The following is a 20,517-nucleotide window of genomic DNA, read 5'->3' as shown; positions in this document are numbered from 1 at the left end:
GTGCGGCGCCTTCGTGGTCCCGGACCCGTGCACCTACACCTCGCGGGCCGCCCGCTCAGGATCGGCCACCGGCTGCCGGCCCAGGCCGCGCGCCGCGAACCCGGCTGCACCGATCAGCGCCGAGACGACCGCCACCGTGATGAAGCCGCCCCACGGGCCCGTGGTATCGATGAGGACGCCCGCCAGGGGAGCGCCGAGCGCCACACCCGAGGTCAGCGCCGAACCGTACCAGCCCATCGCCTCACCCCTCCTGTCCTCGGCGACCAGGTCGGCGACCTTCTCCGAGGCGGCCGAGAGCACCGGCGCGCACAGCAGGCCCGCGGGGATCGACAGCAGGGCCAGCGACAGGGTGCTCTCCGCGAAGGCCATCGGCAGCGTCAGCAGCCCCATGCCGATCAGCAGGAGCGACGGCGGTACCGGTCGGTGCAGTGCTCCGTAGAGGAGCCCGCCCACCACGGATGCGGCACACCACGCCACGAAGACGAGGCCGAGCTGGCCCTCGTTGCCGGAGAGCTCGAGCGTGGCGACGATGCCCACCTCGGAGCCCGACAGGACCAGTCCCGCCCCTGCGGCGATGACCATGACCACCACGAGCGGCACGGTCAGCCAGGGGAAGGCCCGGCTGATGCCGCGACGGAGTAGCGAGGGACCGCGGCGGGGCCCGGAGGCAGCGGAGTGGGAAGTGCTGGTGCGGGATCCGATGAGGTCCGCGGCGGTCTCGCCGATCCCCGCCGGCGCCACGGCCGGGACGGTCCCGTCGTCGGGCAGTTGCTCCGACCGCGTGGGTGGGTTGAACCACATGAGGAAGAGCCCGGCGCAGGCCGTGGCGAGTCCCACCAGTGTCAGGCCGAGCACGGTGGAGACCTGGGTGGCCAGGACGACGCCCACCGCCGGCCCTGCCATGAAGATCACCTCGGTGGCGATCGCATCGAGCGTGAACGCCGTCCGACGCCGGTCGCCGTCGACCAGGACCCCGAGCGCCTGGCGGATGACGGAGAACGCGGGCAGGGTGAAGAGGCCGCCGACCAGCGCGGCGACGAGCAGCCAGTGGTAGGGCAGGTGGGGAGCGATGGACCAGATGACGGCTTCCGCGATGACGGAGGGAAGAAGTGCGCGGCGCAGGCCCGCACTGTCGATGCGCCGGCCCCGCCAGGGCGCACCGGCGGCGATCCCGATGGTGACGATGGCGGCGACGGCTCCCGCTTCGGCGTACCCCCGGTCCAGGGTCTGCACCACGTGCAGCGTCAGCAGCACTCCGGCCGCCGAGTGCGGGAAGCGGGCGATCATCCCGACGATCAGCAGCGTCCGCACGGAGCGGATGCGCAGCAGATCCCGGTATACGGCGAAGTTCACGACCAGTCCTTCTCCGCCGACGGCTCCGTCAGCGGGTGAGTTTGATGTCGAGCGAGTCGACGCGTTCCACGAATTCGGTGAGGCCCAGGAGCCTCGCACGGAAGGCCGACACGGCGTCCCGCACCTCCTGCGGCGAGAGCCCCGCGCGGAGCTGCAGGTCCATGCGCAGCTCGGGGCCTGGTCCCCCACCGGAGGCAATGCTACCGTCGGCCGACCGCGTGAGGACGCCGGCCCCGGGCCTCAGGGCCACGGAGAGGATGTCCTCCCCCTTCCCTGCCGCGACCTCGACGAGCGACGCCAGCGCCGGGTCCTCGTAGGACGGAGTCCACTCGGCCTGCTGGGCCAGCGCCCACACGGCAGGACGACGGACGACGAACGTCACGTCGGCGCCCGGGTCGAGTACCAGGAGCTCCGCCTGCTCTGCCGCGGCGGCGAGGGCCGCACGCGGCGCGTAGGCCGCCACGGGCCGAGCCTCCGGGTGCCAGCGCCCGAGCGCCTGCGTCGAGGAGAACACCGGCAGGGCCTTCCGGCCGTCGGGCGCCGTCAGCGTTACGAGGGCCATGTCCGCCTCCTTGTCGGCCTGCAGACCGGAGGCGGCGTCCCCGCCCTCCCCGAGCTGGGCCACGATAGGGATGAAGACCCGTGCGGTCCGGAGGGCCGTGAGGACGGCCCGTTCGTGCGGCCCCGGCTGGTCCGCCGGCCCCAGGAGCCCGGCCACCGCCTCGGCGAGCCGCGGGTCCGCGGCCCCGTCGTCGTCGTCGAAGGAGTGCAGCGGGTTCTCCGGACCGGACAGGTCCCGCCCCGCCCAGGGCCGGCCCGCGGAATCGGCCGTGTTGCCTGCCAGCGCCGCCGCGATGTGAGCGGGCAGCTGCCGGCCGGTCACGCGTCCGCGGCGGGCAGTCCTGCCACGTCCAGCGCCTGGGGCAGGGTGAAGGCACCCGCGTAGAGGGCCTTGCCGACGATCGCTCCCTCGAGCCCGAGCGGCACCAGGTCGCGCAGAGCCGCGATGTCGTCGAGGCTCGAGATGCCGCCCGACGCGACGACAGGACGCGTCGTCTTCGCGAGGACCTCCTTCAGGAGCTCGATGTTCGGGCCCTTCAGCGTGCCGTCCTTGGTCACGTCCGTCACGACGTAGCGTGCGCAGCCGGCATCCTCGAGGCGCTGCAGGACCTCCCAGAGGTCACCACCCTCTTCGGTCCAGCCGCGCGCCGCCAGCGTGGTGCCGCGGACGTCGAGCCCGACGGCGACGGCATCGCCGTAGCGGGCGATGGCCAGCTCGGTCCACTCCGGGTTCTCGAGCGCGGCGGTCCCGAGGTTGACGCGGGTCGCACCGAGTTCCAGCGCGGCGTCCAGTGACGCGTCGTCACGGATGCCGCCGGAGAGCTCGACCTTGATGTCCAGGTGCTTCACCACGCGCTCGAGGAGGTCCCGGTTCGAGCCCCGGCCGAAGGCAGCGTCGAGGTCCACGAGGTGCACCCACTCCGCGCCGGCCTCCTGCCAGGCGAGCGCGGCGTCCAGCGGGTCGCCGTAGCTGGTCTCGCTGCCCGCTTCGCCCTGTACCAGGCGGACGGCCTGGCCGTCGGCGACGTCGACGGCGGGAAGGAGCTCGAGCGTGGGTGTTTCGGTGAAGGGGCTCATCGTCTGCTGTGTCTGCTTTCGTAGGTGCGGCGCGGGCCGCTGGTTCGGGGCGGTCTGGTGCGGGATCCGGCTAGTCGCCGGGAAGGGTGAACAGGTAGGCGGCGAGCAGCGAGAGAGCGGCCAGCACCAGGAACGCGATCCACACCCAGCGGGGGAAGTCCTGGCTGCGCAGGGAGAACGCCCCACCGATGAGGAGGCCTGCGGCTCCCATGAGCACGAGGCTCAGCATCCGCTCACCGGAGTCCTTCGATCCAGTTCCTCAGCAGCTGCGCTCCCGCGTCGCCGGACTTCTCCGGGTGGAACTGGGTGGCGCTGAGCGGGCCGTTCTCGACAGCGGCGATGAAGGGGCCTCCGTGGTCGGACCAGGTGACCTGCGGCGGCTTCATGGCCGGCTGGGTCACGTCGAAGGACCAGTCCTGGACTCCATAGGAGTGCACGAAGTAGAAACGCTGGTCCCCGATGCCGTCGAAGAGGACGGAGTCCTCCGGTGGCTCCACCGTGTTCCAGCCCATGTGCGGCACGACGTCGGCCTTCAGCCGCTCGACGGTCCCGGGCCACTCGCCCATGCCCGGCGTGCGCACACCGTGCTCCACGCCCTCGTCGAACAGCACCTGCAGTCCGACGCAGATCCCGAGGACAGGGCGGCCGCCCGCCACGCGCCGCCCGATCATGCGCAGCGCGTCGACGTCCTTCAGCCCCTTCATCACGGCGGCGAACGCACCGACGCCGGGTACGAGCAGTCCGTCCGCGGTGAGGACGTCGTCGGGCTTGGCGCTGAGAACGACCTCCGCGCCGACGTGCTCGAGCGCGCGGACGACGGAGCGGACGTTGCCCGATCCGTAGTCGAGCACGGTGACGGTACGCGCGGTCATAGCGCTCCCTTCGTGGACGGGATGCCCTCGACCCGGGGGTCGGGCTCCACGGCCGCACGCAGCGCGCGGGCCAGGGCCTTGAACTGGGCTTCGACGATGTGGTGCGGGTCCCGTCCCGCGATCACGGTGACGTGGAGGCAGATCTGTGCGTGCAGGGCGATGGCCTCCAGCACGTGGCGGGTCAGGGACCCAGTGAAGTGCCCGCCGATGAGGTGGTATTCCTGCCCAGCGGGCTCGCCGCCGTGTACGAGGAACGGACGGCCGGAGATGTCGACGACGGCGTTGGCCAGGGCCTCGTCCAGCGGGACGGTCGCCTCGCCGAAGCGCCGGATGCCGGCCTTGGTGCCCAACGCGAGCCGGAGGGCCTCGCCGATCGCTATGGCCGTGTCCTCGACGGTGTGGTGGACGTCGATGTGCGTGTCGCCGGAGGACTTGATCGTCAGGTCGATCAGCGAGTGCTTCGACAGCGCCGTGAGCATGTGGTCGTAGAAGGGCACCGTGGTGTCGATCGACGAGGCACCGGTGCCGTCGAGGTCGAGTTCCACGAGGACACTGGACTCGCTCGTGACGCGCTCGATGCGGGCCGTGCGGCCGCGGGCGGCATCAACTGTCATTGCATTCCTTCTGTGCGCTTCCGGGCTTGCCGGACGCTGATCGACGGGCGGGGCGACGCGGGGTCGCGGGTGGTCCCTGCACTCCAAGTCTAGGAGAACAGCACCCGGCGCCGGTGCGGGGAGCCCTGCAGGGAAAGGGACGTGCTACAGCAGTTTCCTCAACGCAGTGAGGAACACCGTGGTCTCCTGCTCTGTTCCTGCGGTGACCCGCAGGGACCCCGGGATGCCGACGTCACGGATGAGCACGCCCGCCTCCAGCAGTCCCTCCCACACCCGGTGGGGGTCGTCGAGGCCGGAGAAGAAGACGAAGTTGGCGTCCGAAGGGGCCGGGGTGAGCCCGAGCTCGCCGAGCTCCCGCACGATGCGGTCCCGCTGCACCTTGATCGCCTCGACGTTGGACAGCAACGTGTCCGCGTGGGTGAGGGCCGCGTTGGCCGCCGCCTGCGTGATGGCGGAGAGGTGGTACGGGAGGCGGACCAGCCGCAGGGCATCGGTGACCTCCGGCGCGGCGGCGAGGTAACCGATCCTCGCCCCCGCCAGGGCGAAAGCCTTGCTCATCGTGCGCGACACGAGGAGCCGCGGGCGCCCGGGGAGCAGCGTGAGGGCGCTCGGCGTCCCCTGGTGCGCGAACTCGCCATAGGCCTCGTCGACGATGATGATGGCCCGCGCAACCTCGCCGGCCTCGTAGGCCGCCTCGATCACGTCGAGGCCGAGGGCGGTGCCCGTCGGATTGTTCGGTGAACACAGGAAGACGATGTTCGCGGCCGAGTCCCGGACGGCGCGCGCGGTCGCCTCGGCCGTCAGGGAGTACGCGGACCCGCGCTCGGCCGTCACGTACCGCGTGCCCGTGCCGCTGGCCAGCAGCGGGTACATGGAGTAGGTGGGAGGGAACCCGAGCGCGGTACGCCCGGGTCCACCGAAAGCCTGGAGTACCTGCTGGAGCACTTCATTGGAACCGTTTGCAGCCCAGACCTGGTCAGGTGTCAGTCCGTGACCCAGGTAGTCGGCGAGGTTCTTCCGCAGCTCGCTGAACTCGCGGTCCGGGTAGCGGTTGAGGCCCTGCGTCGCCTCCGCCACCGCGGCGACGATGGCGGCGTGGACGTCGGCAGGGACGCCGTGGGTGTTCTCGTTGACGTTCAGCAGGATGGGTACGTCCAGCTGCGGGGCGCCGTACGGGTGCAACCCGACGAGGTCATCACGCAGGGGAAGGTTCGCTAGGGCGTCGACGGAGGATGGCACCCTTCGAGTTTAAGGGATGCTCACTGTCTCAGCTAATGCGTCACCGGTGCCACGTGAGTCATTCCGCCCGGCTATCGCCCGGCGGGCACCGCGATACTCTGCCCTGCCCGGACGAGGGAGGTGTGCAGGTCGTTGAGTTCCACGATCTCCGCCACGACGTCACGCGGGTCGCGCTCCGGGGCGTACTGGACGGCGAGGTCCCACAGCGTCTCCCCCGCGGCCACACTCACCTCGACCGTCGACGAGGTCGCGGGAGCCGACTCCCCGGCCTTCGCCTGGGAGGTCAGGAAGGCACCCAGGAGGATCAGGGCGGCGACGCCCAGCGCGATCGGCAGGCCGACCAGCAGCAGGCGTCCGCGTCGCGTCAGGGTCAGGGCGTGCGCCGCACTCCGCTGCGTGGAGGTGCGGGACGCATCCGGCTGCACGGACGCCGACCGCATGAAACTGGACGCCGATCGGAGGGACGGTGCGGAGGTGGAGCGAGGGGTGGTAGGGACGAGCCGGAGGCGGGCCTCCGAACGAACGGGCGCCAGTGCCCACAGCGCGGTGCTGCCATGCAGTGCCGGTGCTTCAGCCATTGCCTTACCTCTTTCCCTTCGAATGTCCTGCTCGAACAATCCGTTCGATTCGAACACGCGTTCTAATTCAACGACCCCTATTTCTAGCACTCAGGGACGACCGTTGTCGAGACTCGCTCGAACATATGTTTGATAAGTGCGCCTGTCTGTCCTAGCGTGAACAGGACAGGACATCACCGGCGGAAGCTCCCGCTCAGGGCAGTCAAGCCGGTGGTGTATCTCAGACAACCATCCGCCTCTGACAGAAAGCCCCCGGGGCGATCGGGAGCCGGCAGGCGGACAACATGGGATCTGCAGTCCCAGGCGAAAGGCACAACAGTGGCGGAATCAACACCGGCAGCCCGGCAGGAATCGAACACCGCCGACGTTCCGACCGACGCCGTGCCCATCTCGGCGGGCCGTGGACGCCCGCGCGGCCGCTCGGCGTCGAAGGGACTCACCGCGCGCCAGCTGACGATCCTCGAGACCATCCAGCGGTCGATCGCCGACAAGGGCTACCCGCCGTCGATGCGGGAGATCGGCGACACGGTCGGCCTGGCGAGCCTCTCCAGCGTGACCCATCAGCTGTCGCAGCTCGAGCGCCTCGGGTACCTGCGGCGCGACCCGAAGCGCCCGCGGGCCATGGAGGTACTGCTGCCGCTGACGCTCGCCTCCGAAGCGGCTCCGAGCGAGGACGGCTCGTCCTCGGACCGCAAGGCCGGACACCAGATCGCCGTGGACACCGCCCTCGTGCCGCTGGTCGGCCGCATCGCCGCAGGTGGGCCGATCCTCGCGGACCAGGTCGTCGAGGACGTCATGCCCCTGCCGCGACAGCTCGTCGGGCACGGCGACCTCTTCATGCTTCGAGTCTCCGGGGACTCCATGGTGGATGCCGCCATCTGCGACGGCGACTGGGTGGTCGTCCGGCGCCAGCAGAGCGCCCAGAACGGTGACATCGTGGCGGCACTGCTCGACGACGAGGCGACCGTGAAGACCTTCCGACAGCGCGACGGCCACACCTGGCTCCTGCCGCAGAACACCCGCTACGAGCCGATCCTCGGCGACCACGCCAGCATCATGGGCAAGGTCGTCTCGGTGATGCGCGCCCTCTAGCTCCCTCTAGCGCCCTCAGTGCCCGCCGAGGTCCGCCGGGGTCCACCGAGGTCCGCCGGGGCCCACCGAGGTCCGCCGGGGCCCACCGAGGTCCGCCGGGGCCCGCCCGCAGAGAACCCTGACGGGCGCGCCTGCGGGAACACCCGCCGGGAACGTACGCAGGGCCGCCCGGCTCGAAGACGTGCGGCCCTGCCGGACCTCAGCGGCCCGAGAGCCGCTCGAGGATGCCGGTGACCGTCGTCCTGTCCGTCGTCGCCCAGAAGGGCGGCAGTGCCGCCCTGAGGAAGCCGCCGTAGCGGGCGGTGGCGAGGCGGCTGTCGAGGACGGCGACGACGCCGCGGTCGCCCGTCGCGCGGATCAGGCGTCCCGCGCCCTGCGCGAGCCGCACCGCCGCATGCGTAGCGGACACGCTCATGAAGCCGTTGCCTCCATTGCGCGCGACGGCCCTCGTCCGGGCCGTCATGAGCGGATCGTCCGGGCGCGGGAACGGGATGCGGTCGATGACGACCAGACGGCATGACGAGCCCGGCACGTCGACGCCCTGCCACAGGGACATCGTCCCGAACAGGCAGGTGTCCGGTTCGTCGGTGAACTGCGTCACGAGGGCGTTGAGCGAGGACTCACCCTGGCACAGGATCTCGAAGTCGACCCTGGGCCGCAGGGCCTCCGCCGCTTCCTCGGCAGCCCGTTTGGAGGAGAAGAGACCGAGCGCTCCCCCGCGCGACGCCGTGAGGAGCGTCAGGAGTTCCTCCAGTTGCGCGTCCGAGGTGCCTCGTTCGGGTTTGGGGAGATCCTTCGCCACGTAGAGGACACCCTGGCGCGGATAGTCGAACGGACTGCCGACGTCGACGCCGGTCCAGGCGGGGGCGCCGGGCCCGCTCAGCCCCAGCGATCCCGCGACGGGCCCGAACTCGGAGCCGATCGCGAGGGTCGCCGACGTGAGGATCACGGTGTGGTCCTCGAACAAGCCCTCGCGCAGCCTGCCCGCGACGGAGAGCGGCGCGACGTTCAGCGTCGCGGGCGCGCTCTCGTCCGGCTGGGCGTACCCGGAGCCCGGTGTGAACGTGCTCGGGCGCGAGGCCCACACGACCTCGTTGAGATCGGCGGCGGCGAGGATCCGCTCCGCGAGCTCGAAGACCAGCGTCGTCCGGGAGCGGGCGACCTGCCGGCCGCCGTCGGCGTCGGCCTCGGATTTGCCGTCCGTCTTCGTGTCGGAGAGTGCGGCGCGTGCCGCGTCCCGCACCTGCGCCAGGGCCTGCTCGAGGTCGTCCGGCAGGCCGCCGGGCAGCAGCCCGGACGGGACGAGCTCTGACGCGGCCTCGAAGGCGTCGGCAGCGGTATCGAGGGAGGCGGTGCCGACGGATGCATGGCGGCGGAGCGCGGTGGCGGCCGCCGTGACCATGGAGGCCGAGAGCTGTCCGGAGACGGCCCCGGTCACCCGGTCGTGGAGCTCGTGCGCCTCGTCGATGACCACGACGTCGTATTCCGGCAGGACCGCGAGCCCCTCGAAGGCGCTGATCGCGAGCATGGCATGGTTCGTGATGATGATGTCGGCGTCGGCTGCGGCCGCGCGTGCCTTCTCGCTGAAGCACTCCTGCGCCACCGGGCAGCGGGCGGCACCGAGGCACTCCATGCTGGAGACGGAGACCTGCCGCCATGCGCGGTCGCTGACACCGGGCACCAGGTCGTCGCGGTCCCCCGTGGTCGTCTCCTCCGCCCATTCGCGGAGCCGGACCACTTCCCTGCCGAGCGCCGACGCCGGGGCGCCGCCCCCGCCCGCGGGCGAGGGATGCGGTGCCGCGTCCTCGCCGAGGCTGAAGAGCGTACCGGGGGCGTCCTCCTCGGGGAAGCCTCCGCCCGTCTTGTGCAGGCACACATAGTTGGAGCGGCCCTTGAGCAGCGCGACGTCGACCGGACGGTCGAGGGCAGGCCGCACGGCGTCCAGGAGCCTCGGCAGGTCCCGGCCGACGATCTGCGCCTGCAGGGCGAGCGTCGCGGTCGAGACGACCGACGGGCGCTCGCTGTCCATCGCATGGGCGATCAGCGGCACGAGGTACGCCAGCGACTTGCCGGTACCGGTGCCGGCCTGGACGAGCAGATGGTCTCCCGTCCGGATGGCCTCGCTCACCTGCCGCACCATCTCGTGCTGGCCGGCGCGCATCTCTCCGCCCATGGACCCGACGGCGGCATCGAGCAGGTCGAGGGCCTGCCGAGCTTCGGCGGAGAGTCGCGGCGCATCCGGCGCTGCGACGGCAGCACCGGACGGCGCGCTGTCACTCATGCCGGACGAACTGCTCCAGCTCGGCGGCCAGGCCTTCCCGGACCATCACTTCGAGGCGGGTGCCCTCGTCGACGTGTTCCGTACTGAGGATCTCGACGTCCTCCTCGTGGAGGCGGCTCACGACCTCGCCCCGCTCGTAGGGCACCAGCAGGTCCAGCTTCACGGCCGGGCGCGGGATGTTCGTGCTGATGAGCTGCTGGAGCTCCGTCAGTCCTGCACCCGTGCGGGCGGACACGACCACGGACCGGGGCTCCCGCTGCCGGAGCCGCTCGATGACGAACGGATCGGCCGCATCGGCCTTGTTCAGCACGATGATCTCGGGCACCTTGCGCGCATCCACCTCGGTCAGGACGGCGCGGACCGCGGCGATCTGCCCCTCCGGGTCCGGGTGCGAGGCATCCACGACGTGGAGGATCAGGTCGGCGTCCGCCACTTCCTCGAGAGTCGAGCGGAAGGCCTCGACCAGCTGCGTCGGAAGCGACCGGACGAACCCGACGGTGTCGGCCAGCGTGTAGCCGATGCCGTCCGGGGTCTCTGCCCTGCGGATGGTCGGATCCAGTGTCGCGAACAGCGCGTTCTCGACCAGGACGCCGGCGTCCGTCAGCCGGTTCAGCAGCGACGACTTGCCAGCGTTGGTGTAGCCGGCGATCGCCACGGAGGGCACCTGGTTCCGACGGCGGTTGGAGCGCTTGGTCTCGCGTGCGGGCTTCATCCCGGCGATCTCCCGGCGCAGCTTCGCCATGCGGGTCCGGATCTTCCGTCGATCGAGTTCGATCTTCGTCTCACCGGGGCCACGGGAGCCCATGCCGGCGCTTGCGCTACCGACCTGGCCACCCGCCTGGCGGGACATCGACTCGCCCCAGCCACGAAGACGCGGCAGCAGGTACTCGAGCTGCGCGAGCTCCACCTGCGCCTTGCCTTCCCGGCTCTTGGCGTGCTGGGCGAAGATGTCCAGGATCAGTGCCGTGCGGTCGATGACCTTGACCTTGACGATGTCCTCCAGGCCGCGGCGCTGCGAGGGCGACAGCTCGCTGTCCACGATCACCGTGTCCGCTCCGGTCGCGTGCACGATCTCCTTCAGCTCCTGGGCCTTGCCCGAGCCGAGGAACGTGGCGGGGTCCGGCTTCAGGCGTCGCTGCACGATGCCGTCGAGCACCTCGGATCCTGCGGTCTCGGCAAGTGCTGCCAGCTCCTGCAGCGAGTTCTCCGCGTCCTGCGCGGTGCCTTCGCTCCACAGTCCGGCGAGGACGACCCGCTCCAGCCGCAGCTGCCGGTACTCGACCTCCGTGACGTCCTCGAGTTCGGTGGACAGTCCCGCCACGCGGCGGCGTGCGTTCCGCTCGGCCAGGTCCTGCTGGTCGCCGTCGGCGTCGGACCCGTCCTCGTCGCCCGACAGTGCGAGGGCATGCGGTCGCCACGTCTTCTCGGCGGGCGCCGTCGTCTCCTCCGGTTTCGCTGTTCCGTCCTTCGCCCTGGTCTTCGCCGCTGCAGCTTCGTCGCTGGCGAGGATCCGGTCGATGACGGCTTGGATCTCCTCCCGGCCCATGTCGGACCCGGTGGAGTTTCCGTGATTCGTGGTCATAGTCTCCCTCAATGGATGTAGTCCGATTCTACGGCCGCCCGCCTGAGGCGTTCCAGCCACTTCTCCTAGCGCGAAACCTCCCCACCGCGACTGCTTCCGGCGTGGCACTAGGCTTTTCATCATGGAGTCACAGCACTATTTCAGCGCCCAGCCGGCCGGACCGGGTACCCGCAGGCCCCTGTCCGTGGTCCTTGCCGGCACGCGCCGGGACCTCGTGACGTCGTCGGGGCTCTTCAGTCCCGACGGCGTCGACAAGGGGACTGCTATTCTCCTCGGCTCCGTCCCGGACCCCGAGGGACACCGGATGCTTGACATCGGCTGCGGCTGGGGACCGATCGCCCTCACGATGGCGCTGAAGGCCCCGGAGGCGGAGGTCCATGCGGTCGACGTGAACGAGCGGTGCATCGCCCTCACCGCCGAGAACGCCGAGCGGCTCGGGCTCCGCAACGTGATCGCCGGCGCGCCCGACGACGTCGACCCCGCGCTCGAGTTCGACACGATCTGGTCCAACCCGCCCATCCGGATCGGCAAGCAGGAACTGCATGGCCTGCTGCTCCGCTGGCTGCCGCGCCTCGCTCCCGGCGGACGGGCGTGGCTCGTGGTGCAGAAGAACCTCGGCGCGGACTCCCTGCAGCGATGGCTCGGGGAGGAACTGCCCGCGGGGTTCAGCGTGCGTCGCGCGGAGACCTCCAAGTCGTTCCGCATCCTCGAGGTGCACCGCCCCGCCTGACGCGGGCGCGTCCTGCGACTGGGGCCGGGGACGGCCGGGCCGTCAGCCGGTCGGCAGCAGCACGCCGTCGGCCACGAGGACGGCCGGCCCGCTGAGCTGGACGTGTTCGCGACCCTCGGGCCCGTCGAAGAACGTCACACCCACGACTCCCCCGGGCACGCTCACCAGCCACTGCGCAGGGGCACCCTCTCCTGCCCAGTACCTCGTCGCCGCGGCAGCGGCACACGCTCCGGTTCCGCAGGACTGGGTCTCGCCGACGCCGCGTTCGTGCACGCGCATCCGGAGGCGTCCGACGCCGTCGTCCCCCACCAGCGGATCGGACGGAACCACCAGTTCGACGTTCGTCCCGGCCGGCGGAACGGGCCGGACCGCGGGTGCCCGGTAGAGCTCGGTCCGGTCCAGTTCGGCGTGCTCGGCCAGCGCCACGACGGTGTGCGGGTTGCCCATGCTGATGGACAGCGCGGGCCGGTCGACGTCGAGTCCTCCGATGCCCACGAGTGCATCCATGCCGCGTGCCACGGCGGCGTCCGGGAAGATGAATTCCCAGGGCCCCATGTCCACGGCGTACCCGTTCCCGGACCGGGTGACGCGCTTGACCCCTGCGCGGGTCCCGATCGCGAGTGCGCCGCCGTCGGGCAGTGCGGCGACGCGCTTGGCGAGGAGGAAGTGGGCGAAGACCCTCACGCCGTTGCCGCACATCTCCGAGACGGAGCCGTCCCCGTTGCGGTAGTCCATGAACCATTCCGCCTCGGGGTCGGTCTGCAGCAGGGCCCGGCCTTCGGGAAGCGCAGCGGACCGGACGGCGCGGATGTACCCGTCGGCACCGAGGCCCCGGTTCCGGTCGCACAGGGCTGCGACGAACGAGGCGTCGGTGGGCGCGGCGCCCTCGGGGTCGAGGGTCAGGATGAAGTCGTTGCCGGTGCCGTGGCCCTTGGTGAAGGACAGGCCCGCGGAATCGGAAGGGCGCGGAGCTGCGGAGGAAGGTGCTTCGGCGAGGAAATCGGTCACCGTCCTAGGATAGGTCCCCGCGCCCTTCGACGATCCCGAGCGCCCGCTCGACGAGGCCGGGTTCCTGCCAGTCGGTCCAGGCGACACGGGGGTCGCCGCGGAACCAGGTCAGCTGGCGCCGTGCGAAACGGCGGGTGGCGGCGATGGTGTCGTCGATGGCCTCCGCTTCCGTGAGGGAACCGTCGAGCACCCGGAGGAACTGCGCGTAGCCGAGGGCGCGCGACGCCGTCCGTCCGTCCCGGAGCCCGGCTGCGGCGAGGCGCTCCACCTCCTGCCCGAGGCCGGCCCGGACCATGGCGTGCACGCGCTCGGCGAGTCTCTCCCGCAGGACCTCGCGGTCGACGCCGAGACCGATCTGCACCGTCGGCTGGTGATACTCGCGCTTCGGCATGAAGGCGCTGAAGGGCCGTCCGCTGATCTCGAACACCTCGAGGGCCCGGATGAGCCGGCGGTCGTCGTCGATCCGTTCCGCGGACACGCTGTCCACGGCGCGCAGCCGCTCGCGGAAGGCGATGGTTCCGTCCAGGGCGATGTCGGCTTCGAGCCGCGCCCGGACCTCCGGGTCGGTGGGCGGGAACTCCAGCCGGTCCAGGGCTGCCCGAACGTACAGCCCGGATCCGCCGACGAGCACGGGGACGCGCCCGCGGCTGCGGATGTCGTCGATGGTCCTGCGGGCGTCCTCCTGGTAGGCGGCCACGCTGGCCTCCTCGGTGACATCGAGCACGTCCAGCAGGTGGTGCTCGATGCCCCCGCGTTCGTGCTCGGGGAGCTTCGCCGTGCCGATGTCCATGCCGCGGTAGAACTGCAGGGCATCGGCGTTGATCACCTCGCCCCCGAGCCGCTGCGCCAGGGCGACGCCGAGGTCGGACTTGCCCGATCCGGTGGGACCGACGACCGCGACCACCGGAAGGGTCAACGGGCGCTCCCCCGCACCGGCAGCGACGGCATGCCCAGGGACACGGCGCGGGGGGCCCCGCTGGCCGGCGCCGGGGCGGCGCAGGAGTCGGCCTGGCTCCTGTCCCACGCGTCGCCGGCGCGTGAGCGGCGCAGGGCGTACTGGTCGGTCGTCGGGTCTGACAGCAGGTGGAACGACGCCGCCTCCGTGATCGGCAGGGTGACGAAGTCACCCGGGCGTGGCACGTCGGCGCCGGAGGGTACGGAGAAGTGGACCAGCCGCTGGTCGCGGGCACGGCCCGTCAGGCGGTGCGTCTCGCCTCCCTTGCGACCCTGCTGGTCGGTGACGAGGACCTCGACGAGCGTGCCGACCTGGCGCGCGTTCTCCTCCCGCGCGATGCGGTCCTGGAGGGCGGTGAGGCGTTCGAAGCGTTCCTGCACGACGGCTTTGGACAGCTGGTCGGGGAGTTCGGCTGCGGGCGTACCGGGCCTCTTCGAGTACTGGAAGGTGAAGGCGGTGGCGAAGCGGGACCGCTCGACGACGTCCAGGGTGGCCTGGAAGTCCTCCTCCGTCTCCCCGGGGAAGCCGACGATGATGTCGGTGGAGATGGCGGCGTGCGGCATCCGCTCCCGGACGCGGTCGAGGATGCCGAGGAAGCGGCTCGACCGGTAGGAGCGGCGCATGGCCTTCAGGATGGAATCGGAGCCCGACTGCAGGGGCATGTGCAGCTGCGGCATGACGTTGGGTGTCTCGGCCATGGCGTCGATGACGTCGTCGGTGAAGGCGGCGGGGTGGGGGCTCGTGAAGCGGACGCGCTCGAGCCCCTCGATCGCCCCGCACGCGCGCAGCAGCTTCGCGAACGCGCCGCGGTCGCCGAACTCGACGCCGTAGGAATTGACGTTCTGTCCCAGCAGCGTGACCTCGACGGCGCCGTCGGCCACCAGCGCCTCGATCTCGGCGAGGATCTCCCCGGGCCTGCGGTCGCGCTCCTTGCCCCGCAGCGACGGCACGATGCAGAAGGTGCAGGTGTTGTTGCAGCCGACGGAGATGGACACCCAGCCCGCGTACACGGACTCCCGCTTCGTGGGCAGCGTCGACGGGAAGACGTCGAGCGACTCGAGGATCTCGAGCTGTGCGTCCTGGTTGTGCCGGGCGCGCTGCAGCAGGGCGGGAAGCGCGCCGATGTTGTGCGTGCCGAAGACGGCATCGACCCAGGGGGCCTTCTTCAGGATGGTCTCCCGGTCCTTCTGCGCCAGGCAGCCGCCGACGGCGATCTGCATGCCGGGCCGCGCTTCCTTCACGGCCTTCAGGATGCCGAGGTTGCCGTAGAGCTTGTTGTCGGCGTTCTCGCGCACGGCGCAGGTATTGAAGACGACGACGTCCGCCTGACCGTCCTCGACCCTGCTGAGGCCGGCGCCCTCGAGCAGCCCGGAGATGCGTTCGGAGTCGTGCACGTTCATCTGGCAGCCGAAGGTCCGCACCTCGTAGGTGCGCCGGTCGACGGCGCCCTGCGCTTCGTCCTGCGCCTCCGGGGCGCTGCTGGGGGTCTCATCGAGGGGAACGGGAAGTGTCATGCTCACGCCCTTAAGCGTACGGCGGGCACGGTGGGGGCCCACAATCGCCGGGGGCTGCTCAGTCCCGGGCCTCGGCCTCGGCCTCGGCAAGAACACCCTTCACGATGGAGAAGGCGGTTCCCGGACTGTACCCCTTGCGTGCGAGGACCCCGACGAGCCGCCGCACCTCCTTGTCCCGCACGGCACGGTCCGCGAGGTCGGCGCTCCCGCGCAGCTTGCGGCGGACGACGTCGCGCGCCTGGGCATGCTCGTCCTCATCGGAGACCTGGAGCAGCGCGTCCTCCGCCAGGTCAGGATCGATACCCTTGTCCGCGAGCTCCCGCCGGAGGGAGGACCGGGAGAGTGCCTTGGCTGCGGTGCGGGTCCGTACCCACATCCGGGCGAACTCGGCGTCGTCGATCAACTGGACTTCCTCGAACCGGTCCAGGAGTGCTGCGGCCACGGCTGCCGGGATCTCCCGGTCGGCGAGCTTCCGGGCGAGCTGGTGCCGGCTCCGTGCACCGAGAGCCAGCTGGCGGAGCAGGATGGAGCGCGCCTCGGACGCCCAGTCCTCGTCACTCCTGCTCGGCCCCGTCCCACCCGAGCGATCCCCGTCCGGCGGGCTGTCGAACCCGGGCAGGGAGTCGTCAGTCAGGAAGCCATCGGGCAGGGAGCCGTCCGGCAGGGACCCGTTGCTCCCGTCAGAGCCACGGGTTCCGCCGGACCACCGTCCGCGGGGTTCGCCCGCCGAGCCCTCCCCCGAGCTGTCATCTGTCCCGCTGTTCGCGGATCCACGCGCCGGCCGGCCACCCGCCGATCCTCGGCGTGCCGACCTGCCGCCCGAGGCACCACGGGCACGGCGGCCGCCGCGGACAGCGTCCGCGTCGGCAGAACCGTCGTCTGCCGAACCGTCATCGACGGGGCCGTCGGCGGACGCGCCGACGACGGGACCGAACGGATCATCGGCAGGAGGCCGCCCCGACGATCGCCGGCGAGAGCCCGGAGCGCTCCGCCCTGCTCCCCCTGCGCTGCGCGCACCGGAACGCGCGGCACCGAACGAGGCAGACCGGGTCAGCCCCTGGCGCTTCGCCGCAACCGGTCGGGAAGCCCCGTCGGGATCAGCCGAGCTGTCGGAGCCGAACCGGCCGAACGAGGTCCCCCAGTCGACCGGCCCGGATCCGGCATCCGTTGGCATGCGACCTACTCGCCGCTGACAGCCTTGAGCTTGGGAGCGTCAGGCTCTTCTTCGACCTGCACTCCGATGCCCAGCTTGACCCGGATCTTCTGCTCGAGCTCATCGGCCAGATCGGGATTGTCGATGAGGAACTTCCGGGCGTTCTCCTTGCCCTGCCCGAGCTGGTCGCCGTCGTAGGTGAACCAGGCACCGGACTTCTTCACCAGTCCGTTCTCCACTCCGACGTCGATCAGGCCGCCCTCGCGGGAGATGCCGTGGCCGTACAGGATGTCGAACTCGGCCTGCTTGAACGGCGGAGCCATCTTGTTCTTGACGATCTTGGCGCGGGTCCGGTTACCCACCGGGTTCACGCCTTCCTTCAGGGTCTCGATGCGGCGCACATCGATACGGACCGATGCGTAGAACTTCAGCGCCTTGCCACCCGTGGTGGTCTCGGGGCTTCCGAAGAAGACACCGATCTTCTCGCGCAGCTGGTTGATGAAGATCGCCGTGGTCTTGGTCTGGCTCAGGCGGCCGGTGATCTTCCGGAGGGCCTGGCTCATCAGACGGGCCTGGAGGCCGACGTGGCTGTCACCCATCTCGCCCTCGATCTCGGCACGGGGCACGAGCGCGGCGACGGAGTCGATGACGACGATGTCGATCGAGCCGGAGCCGATCAGCATGTCCATGATCTCGAGCGCCTGCTCACCCGTATCCGGCTGCGACACGAGGAGCGCGTCCGTGTCCACGCCGAGCTTCTTCGCGTACTCGGGATCCAGGGCGTGCTCGGCGTCGATGAAGGCTGCGATGCCTCCGTTGCGCTGTGCGCTCGCGACGGCGTGCAGGGCCACGGTGGTCTTACCGGAGGATTCCGGACCGTAGATCTCGACGATCCTGCCACGAGGAAGACCGCCGATGCCGAGTGCGGCATCCAGGGCGATGGAACTCGTGGAGATGGTTTCGATGGGCGCCCTGGTCTGATCACCGAGACGCATCACGGAACCCTTGCCGTACTGCTTGTCGATCTGGGCGAGAGCAGCTTCTAGGGCTTTCTCGCGGTCTGGAGCGGCCATTCTTCACCTCGGTTATTCATGGCCAACCGGCCTGTTTAAGTGTTCGATTCGACTGTAGTAGCCTGCGCCGACAGTTTGAGGTGGGGCCGCCGCTGTGTGCACAAGAGGGCGCCGCCTCCACCTCCATCATATCGCGGTCCGAACAGGTATTCGATTATTCGAGGGGATCAGCGTGTTCCCCTCGAGGGCTGCCACCCGCCTCAGCGGGGCTTCACGTCGCGTCCCAGCCAGCGCTCGCGCGGCACGTCCTGCGCCCGGCACACAGCCTCCCAGACCACCTTCGGATCGACCCCGGCACTCAGCGCCTCGGAGGCCGTCCTGTCGCCCAGTCGATCGACCACCAGGTCCCGGGCGAGGGTCCGCGAGTACCGCTCGCCGAACTCGTCGTCCATCAATCGCCAGAAATCGCTCAGCCGCATCTACCGTTCCCTGCTCTCGTGTATGGATCGTACGGCCGCAGCCCGCACGGCCGCCTGTCCCCTCTGATGCGTGCTCGTCCGGCGGCACGCACGGCAGGCCCTGTCCGGCACTCTCGGGGAACCACCGCGGGTCCTTCCGCCGGATCGGACCGCCTCACATGGTGCCACTCCCACCCCGGAACCCTACAATTGGCCCATGAACGCGAAGCCGAGCACCACCCACCCCGGCCCGGGCCTTGCAGCCTACCCCGGGGAAGATGCCGACACCGACGCGGCCATCGAGGCCCTCGAACAGCAGCTGAGCATGCTGTGGCGTCGCGCCAGGTCGAACTCCTACAAGGTGGCCCGCCGCGTGCACCCGGACATGGAGCCTGCCGCGTACGGGCTCCTCGTGATCCTGCAGCGCGAGGGCTCCATGCGCCTCACGGACATCGCGGCGAGCGTGGGCGTCGGCAAGCCATCGGTCAGCCGCCAGATCGCGATGCTGGAACAGCTCGGGCTCGTGCAGAAGGAGGCCGATCCGCTGGACGGCCGGGCCCAGTCCATCTCCCTGACGGACGCCGGCACGCGTCAGCTCGTGGCCGCCCAGACCGCCCGCAAGCAGGCGTTCCACCAGCTCATGGAGGACTGGGACGTGGAGGACCTGACCCGCCTCGGCACGCTGATCGCCCAGCTGAACAACACCTACACCAAGGACAACTGGTAGGAGACGGCAGGAAGGCCCGTCCCTGAGGGGGACGGGCCTTCCTTGTCGCGGACGACTAGCGGTTGGTTGCCGCGAGTCCCCGACGGAAATCGTCGTTCAGATCGTCGGTGAGATCCTCCCCGAACTCACGGGAGAACTCCTGGGGGATGGTGTCCGGGATCGACACGCCTTCTGCTTCTGCGAGGCGGTCGCTGACTTCCCGCAGCATCGAGGAAAGCGGCACCTCGAGTGCACTGCAGATTGATGAGAGGAGTTCAGAGGATGCTTCCTTCTGTCCACGCTCAACCTCGCTGAGGTATCCGAGGGAGACCCTCGCACTGTGCGACACCTCGCGCAGGGTACGGCCCTGGCGCTGGCGGACGTCACGGAGGACGTCGCCGATTTCATGGCGAAGAACTACCATCTTGCGCTCCTTAGGCTTGCGTTGTGCATCATCCGCCAACCCCACATCACGCCAACGGACAACGCCGTTTACGGATACGGGCTGCTTTACCATCTGTATCGCCTTGCTCCCTCATGAATGCGGCACCGCCGGATCGACGAGTGCCCCGTGATGATGACCTGCCCGATCTGCTTGAGCCTAAGTCGCCAACCCTATCAACGGCCGACAGAGTTTATAACTACCCCCGGCCACTGTTTGTTCCCTTGGACAAAGTCCCGAGAAGCTCGGTCAGCACCGCGTCGCAGGAGGCCGCCCGGATGCTGTCGCGGTCGCCGGGGAAGTGGTGTTCGAAGGTCTCCGTGCCCGCGGAGGACGAAATCGCCGTGAAAACGGTGCCCACGGGCTTGCCCCCATGGGCCGCGGGACCCGCGACGCCGGTCGTCGCGAGGCCGATATCGGCGGAGAACGCGGCCCGCGCGCCGTCGGCCATCGCGGCAGCGACCCGCGGATCCACGGCGCCCGCCGCCGCGAGGAGGTCGGCGTCGACGCCCAGGAGTTTCTGCTTGACCTCCAGCTGATAGGCGACCAGACCTCCCTGGAGGACGGCCGAGGCGCCGGGCACCCCGGCGATCGAGGAAGCCACGAGGCCGGCCGTCAGGGACTCGGCGGTCGCCACGGTGACGCCCAGGTGCGTGGCCAGTGCGACGACCTCGGACGCGGCACCGGCGCCATTCACCGGCGGCCTGCCGCCCGGAGGCGGATCGCCTGGAGCACGTAGTCGACGCCCGTCACCACCGTGATGACGACCGCCAGGGCCATGACCGCTGCGGCGAGCCACCAGGCCCAGGCGCCCGCGATGGCCTGCAGCGGGATGAGGAACAGCAGGATGGCAGCTGTCTGAACGACGGTCTTGAGCTTGCCGCCACGGGAGGCCGGCATGACGCCGTACCGGATGACCGCGAAGCGCAGCACCGTGATGCCGAGCTCACGGACGAGGATGACGACGGTGACCCACCACCACAGCTCACCCAGGATCGACAGGAGCACCAGGGCGGATCCGATGAGCAGCTTGTCGGCGATCGGGTCGGCGATCTTGCCGAAGTCCGTGATGAGGCCCCTGCTGCGCGCCAGGTCGCCGTCGAGCTTGTCGGTGTAGATGGCCACGACGAAGGTGCCGACAGCGAGCCAGCGGAACAGCCCGGCCCGCCCGTCGTCGAGCAGGAGGAACCAGATGAAGAACGGGACCAGCAGGATGCGCACGACGGTGAGGACGTTCGCGATGTTCAGGACCGGCACCGCCGGGCTCGGGGAGGTACTCACGATGTCAG

The 20,517-nt window shown here is 70.2% G+C and carries 22 protein-coding genes; 3 read left to right on the top strand and 19 right to left on the bottom strand.

The window, feature by feature from the left end; translation table 11 throughout:
• Positions 1–33: 33 nt before the first annotated feature.
• The 8 genes from P5G52_RS18060 to P5G52_RS18025 all read right to left on the bottom strand — a co-directional run bounded on the left by P5G52_RS18060 (position 34) and on the right by P5G52_RS18025 (position 6,294).
• Positions 34–1,353, bottom strand: coding sequence for an MFS transporter (locus P5G52_RS18060; RefSeq protein ID WP_301230086.1), 1,320 nt, complete (start codon positions 1,351–1,353; stop codon positions 34–36).
• A gap of 28 nt (positions 1,354–1,381) precedes the next feature.
• Complete coding sequence (locus P5G52_RS18055; protein WP_301230085.1) at positions 1,382–2,236, bottom strand: SseB family protein; 855 nt, start codon at positions 2,234–2,236, stop codon at positions 1,382–1,384.
• Positions 2,233–2,991: a bifunctional 1-(5-phosphoribosyl)-5-((5-phosphoribosylamino)methylideneamino)imidazole-4-carboxamide isomerase/phosphoribosylanthranilate isomerase PriA gene (gene priA / locus P5G52_RS18050; protein WP_301230083.1), complete on the bottom strand. Its 759-nt coding sequence runs from the start codon at positions 2,989–2,991 to the stop codon at positions 2,233–2,235. Before priA ends, P5G52_RS18055 begins: the two co-directional genes overlap by 4 nt.
• A gap of 70 nt (positions 2,992–3,061) precedes the next feature.
• Positions 3,062–3,220 carry a hypothetical protein gene (locus tag P5G52_RS18045; RefSeq protein ID WP_301230081.1) on the bottom strand — a complete coding sequence of 53 codons (159 nt, stop codon included), beginning with the start codon at positions 3,218–3,220 and terminating at the stop codon, positions 3,062–3,064.
• Positions 3,221–3,224: 4 nt separating this feature from the next.
• Complete coding sequence (gene hisH, locus P5G52_RS18040; RefSeq protein ID WP_301230079.1) at positions 3,225–3,863, bottom strand: imidazole glycerol phosphate synthase subunit HisH; 639 nt, start codon at positions 3,861–3,863, stop codon at positions 3,225–3,227.
• Entirely contained in the window at positions 3,860–4,477 is a 618-nt protein-coding gene (gene hisB / locus P5G52_RS18035; protein ID WP_087072163.1) for an imidazoleglycerol-phosphate dehydratase HisB, read from the bottom strand. Before hisB ends, hisH begins: the two co-directional genes overlap by 4 nt.
• A gap of 144 nt (positions 4,478–4,621) precedes the next feature.
• A complete protein-coding gene (locus tag P5G52_RS18030; protein ID WP_301230075.1) occupies positions 4,622–5,716 on the bottom strand; it encodes a histidinol-phosphate transaminase in 1,095 nt (364 codons plus the stop codon).
• 71 nt (positions 5,717–5,787) lie between these two features.
• A complete protein-coding gene (locus tag P5G52_RS18025) occupies positions 5,788–6,294 on the bottom strand; it encodes a LysM peptidoglycan-binding domain-containing protein (RefSeq protein WP_301230073.1) in 507 nt (168 codons plus the stop codon).
• A gap of 381 nt (positions 6,295–6,675) precedes the next feature.
• Here P5G52_RS18025 and lexA point away from each other — a divergent pair, with 381 nt between their 5' ends.
• Entirely contained in the window at positions 6,676–7,386 is a 711-nt protein-coding gene (lexA, locus tag P5G52_RS18020; RefSeq protein ID WP_301230231.1) for a transcriptional repressor LexA, read from the top strand.
• A 199-nt stretch (positions 7,387–7,585) separates the two neighbouring features.
• Here the strand turns inward: lexA and P5G52_RS18015 are convergent, their stop codons facing one another.
• Positions 7,586–9,667: an ATP-dependent DNA helicase gene (locus tag P5G52_RS18015; protein ID WP_301230071.1), complete on the bottom strand. Its 2,082-nt coding sequence runs from the start codon at positions 9,665–9,667 to the stop codon at positions 7,586–7,588.
• Positions 9,660–11,249 carry a GTPase HflX gene (gene hflX / locus P5G52_RS18010; protein WP_301230069.1) on the bottom strand — a complete coding sequence of 530 codons (1,590 nt, stop codon included), beginning with the start codon at positions 11,247–11,249 and terminating at the stop codon, positions 9,660–9,662. Before hflX ends, P5G52_RS18015 begins: the two co-directional genes overlap by 8 nt.
• 121 nt (positions 11,250–11,370) lie before the next feature.
• Between hflX and P5G52_RS18005 the strand changes: the two genes are divergently transcribed.
• On the top strand, positions 11,371–11,979 hold the full coding sequence (locus P5G52_RS18005) for a class I SAM-dependent methyltransferase (protein WP_301230067.1): 609 nt from the start codon (positions 11,371–11,373) through the stop codon (positions 11,977–11,979).
• Positions 11,980–12,021: 42 nt separating this feature from the next.
• Here the strand turns inward: P5G52_RS18005 and dapF are convergent, their stop codons facing one another.
• The 6 genes from dapF to P5G52_RS17975 form a co-directional block, all read right to left on the bottom strand.
• Positions 12,022–12,987 carry a diaminopimelate epimerase gene (gene dapF, locus P5G52_RS18000; RefSeq protein WP_301230065.1) on the bottom strand — a complete coding sequence of 322 codons (966 nt, stop codon included), beginning with the start codon at positions 12,985–12,987 and terminating at the stop codon, positions 12,022–12,024.
• A 4-nt stretch (positions 12,988–12,991) separates the two neighbouring features.
• The gene (gene miaA / locus P5G52_RS17995) at positions 12,992–13,903 is read right to left on the bottom strand and encodes a tRNA (adenosine(37)-N6)-dimethylallyltransferase MiaA (protein ID WP_301230063.1); all 912 of its coding nucleotides are present in this window, start codon (positions 13,901–13,903) and stop codon (positions 12,992–12,994) included.
• Positions 13,900–15,456, bottom strand: coding sequence for a tRNA (N6-isopentenyl adenosine(37)-C2)-methylthiotransferase MiaB (gene miaB, locus P5G52_RS17990; RefSeq protein WP_301230229.1), 1,557 nt, complete (start codon positions 15,454–15,456; stop codon positions 13,900–13,902). The genes miaA and miaB overlap by 4 nt, the downstream gene beginning before the upstream one ends.
• Positions 15,457–15,514: 58 nt before the next feature.
• Positions 15,515–16,630: a regulatory protein RecX gene (locus P5G52_RS17985; protein WP_301230061.1), complete on the bottom strand. Its 1,116-nt coding sequence runs from the start codon at positions 16,628–16,630 to the stop codon at positions 15,515–15,517.
• Positions 16,631–16,635: 5 nt separating this feature from the next.
• Complete coding sequence (gene recA / locus P5G52_RS17980) at positions 16,636–17,682, bottom strand: recombinase RecA (protein WP_301230059.1); 1,047 nt, start codon at positions 17,680–17,682, stop codon at positions 16,636–16,638.
• Between the two features lie 200 nt (positions 17,683–17,882).
• Positions 17,883–18,101 carry a DUF3046 domain-containing protein gene (locus P5G52_RS17975; RefSeq protein WP_301230057.1) on the bottom strand — a complete coding sequence of 73 codons (219 nt, stop codon included), beginning with the start codon at positions 18,099–18,101 and terminating at the stop codon, positions 17,883–17,885.
• 196 nt (positions 18,102–18,297) lie between these two features.
• Here P5G52_RS17975 and P5G52_RS17970 point away from each other — a divergent pair, with 196 nt between their 5' ends.
• Positions 18,298–18,807, top strand: a complete 510-nt coding sequence (locus tag P5G52_RS17970) for a MarR family winged helix-turn-helix transcriptional regulator (RefSeq protein ID WP_225437249.1) — start codon at positions 18,298–18,300, stop codon at positions 18,805–18,807.
• Positions 18,808–18,862: 55 nt separating this feature from the next.
• On the opposite strand, the gene P5G52_RS17965 is transcribed toward P5G52_RS17970, so the two are convergent.
• The 3 genes from P5G52_RS17965 to pgsA form a co-directional block, all read right to left on the bottom strand.
• Complete coding sequence (locus P5G52_RS17965) at positions 18,863–19,303, bottom strand: helix-turn-helix domain-containing protein (RefSeq protein WP_087072152.1); 441 nt, start codon at positions 19,301–19,303, stop codon at positions 18,863–18,865.
• Positions 19,304–19,427: 124 nt separating this feature from the next.
• Positions 19,428–19,925: a CinA family protein gene (locus P5G52_RS17960; RefSeq protein WP_301230053.1), complete on the bottom strand. Its 498-nt coding sequence runs from the start codon at positions 19,923–19,925 to the stop codon at positions 19,428–19,430.
• Entirely contained in the window at positions 19,922–20,512 is a 591-nt protein-coding gene (pgsA, locus tag P5G52_RS17955) for a CDP-diacylglycerol--glycerol-3-phosphate 3-phosphatidyltransferase (protein WP_435868728.1), read from the bottom strand. The genes P5G52_RS17960 and pgsA overlap by 4 nt, the downstream gene beginning before the upstream one ends.
• Positions 20,513–20,517 lie beyond the last annotated feature (5 nt).

Origin of the sequence: Arthrobacter burdickii (genome assembly GCF_030433645.1) — a bacterium.
In the GTDB taxonomy this organism is placed as follows: domain Bacteria; phylum Actinomycetota; class Actinomycetes; order Actinomycetales; family Micrococcaceae; genus Arthrobacter_D; species Arthrobacter_D burdickii.
This window is presented reverse-complemented; position numbering and strand designations above follow the sequence as displayed.